Origin of the sequence: Mycobacterium sp. E3247, assembly GCF_001667785.1 — a bacterium.
In the GTDB taxonomy this organism is placed as follows: Bacteria; Actinomycetota; Actinomycetes; order Mycobacteriales; family Mycobacteriaceae; genus Mycobacterium.
This window is the reverse complement of sequence record NZ_LZJG01000525.1, coordinates 1-2,375: the sequence shown is the minus strand read 5'-3', so window position 1 is coordinate 2,375 and position 2,375 is coordinate 1. Positions and strand designations below refer to the sequence as shown.

Sequence of the window (2,375 nt, the reverse complement as noted above, 5' to 3'; positions counted from 1 at the left end):
CTCGTCACCCTCGACACCCTGCCCGTCACCCTCAACGGCAAACTCGACACCCGCGCCCTGCCCGCACCCGAATACACGGAGACCGATCACTACCGCCCCCCGGCCAGCGCGGTCGAGGAGATCCTGGCCGGCATCTACGCCCAAGTCCTGGGTCTCGAGCGGGTCGGGGTCGACGACTCCTTCTTCGAGCTCGGCGGCGACTCGCTTTCGGCGATGCGGGCGATCGCGGCCATCAATAGTGGCTTTGACAGCGCTCTTTCGGTGCGAGCGCTGTTCGAGGCGCCCACGGTGGCGCAGCTGGCCCCCCGCATGGGGCTGGGTGGCGGCGCTCTCGCGCCGCTGGTGGCCGGCAAACGGCCGGCGACGGTGCCGTTGTCGTTCGCCCAGTCCCGGTTGTGGTTCCTCGACCAGCTGAACGGGCCGTCGCCCGTCTACAACATGGCGGCCGCGCTGCGGCTCTCCGGGCCGCTGGATACCGACGCACTGCGCGCCGCGTTGAACGACGTGGTAGGCCGCCACGAAAGTCTGCGCACGATCTTCGTCGCGCCCCAGGGAACCCCCCGACAGATCGTGCTGTCGGCAGAACAGGCGCGCGTCAGATGCGACGTCGTCGAGGCCGACGGCTGGCCGGCGAGCCGGCTGGAGGGCGCCATCGACGCCGTGGCGCACCACTCGTTCGACTTGTCGACAGAGATCCCATTGCGCGCGAAGGTGTTTCGGGTGGGCGAGGGTGAGCATGTGTTGGTGGCGGTGGCTCATCATATTGCCGCTGATGGGTGGTCGATCACGCCGTTGGTGCGTGATTTGGGGGTGGCGTATGCCAGCCGGTGTGGTGGTGAGGCGCCCGCGTGGGCGCCGCTGACGGTGCAGTACGTGGATTACACGTTGTGGCAGCGGGCGCAGTTCGGGGATTTGGATGATCCGCGTAGTGCGATCGCGGGGCAGTTGGCGTATTGGCAGGACGCGTTGGCGGGGATGGCGGAGCGGCTGGAGTTGCCGACCGATCGGCCCTATCCGTTGGTGGCCGATTATCGGGGTGCGCGGGTGAGCGTGGAGTGGCCCGCGCAATTGCAGCAGCGGGTGCGGGAGCTGGCCGGTGGGCACGGAGCCACCAGTTTCATGGTGGTCCAGGCCGCGTTGGCGGTGGTTTTGGGCAAGCTGGGTGCGACTTCGGATGTGGCGGTGGGTTTTCCGATCGCCGGGCGTCGTGATCCTGCGCTTGATGAGTTGGTCGGATTTTTCGTCAACACGTTGGTCTTGCGCACCGACCTGTCGGGCAACCCGACGGTGGCTGAGCTCGTGGCACAGGTGCAACAACGCAGCCTGGCCGCCTATGAACACCAAGACGTGCCCTTCGAACTCCTCGTCGAGCGCCTGCGCCCCACCCGCAGCCTCAGCCACCACCCCCTGATCCAAGTCGTCCTCGCCTGGCAGAATGTCGACGTCGCCGATCTCACCTTGGGCGATCTTCACGTCACGCCGCTGCCCACCGATACCCGCAGCGCGCGAATGGATTTGGTGTTTTCGTTGGCTGAGCGTTGGGGTGAGGATGGTCGGCCCGCCGGGATTGGTGGGGCGGTGGAGTTTCGTACCGATGTGTTCAACACCGCTCGGGTGGAGGCGGTGGTCGCGCAGGTGTATCGGGTGTTGGTGGCCATGGTGGCCGATCCGGGGCGGCGGTTGTCGTCGATCGATGTGCTGGAGGAGTCCGAGCGTGCGCGGCTCGACGAGTTGGGCAATCGGGGGGCGCTGAGCGCTCCGGTGTCGACGGGGTTCTCGATTCCGGTGTTGTTCGGCGCGCAGGTGGGGCGTGCGCCGGAGGCGGTGGCGATCACCGAGGGGGAGCGGTCGTGGACGTATCGGGAGGTTGATGAGTGGTCGACTCGGTTGGGGCGCTTGCTTGTTGAGTATGGTGCCGGGCCGGGGGAGTGTGTGGCGGTGTTGGCCGAGCGGTCGGCTCAGGCCGTGGTGGCGATCCTGGCGGTGCTCAAGAGCGGGGCGGCCTACCTGCCCATCGACCCGGCCCTGCCGGCAGCACGCATCGAATTCATGCTCACCGACGCCATACCGGTCGCCGCCGTCACCACCGCGGGCGTGCGGTCACGGCTGGACGATTCCGACGTCGCCGTCATCGACTTCGACGACCCCGAACTGGCAACCCAACGCAGCTGCGCACCGCCGCCGCCGGACCCCGGCGACATCGCCTACGTCATCTACACCTCCGGCACCACCGGGGTCCCAAAGGGTGTGGCCGTCACCCACCACAACGTCACCCAGCTGCTGCAGTCGGCCGAGGAAGAACTGGCGCTGGGTCGGGTGTGGTCGCAATGCCACTCGCTGGCCTTCGACTTCTCGGTCTGGGAGATCTTCGGGTC

At 67.5% G+C, this 2,375-nt stretch carries 1 protein-coding gene; it reads left to right on the top strand.

Annotated elements, in window-relative coordinates; genetic code table 11:
- Positions 1–2,375 (top strand): condensation domain-containing protein (locus A9X04_RS27040; protein ID WP_156764555.1); only part of this gene is annotated, 2,375 nt, incomplete at both ends.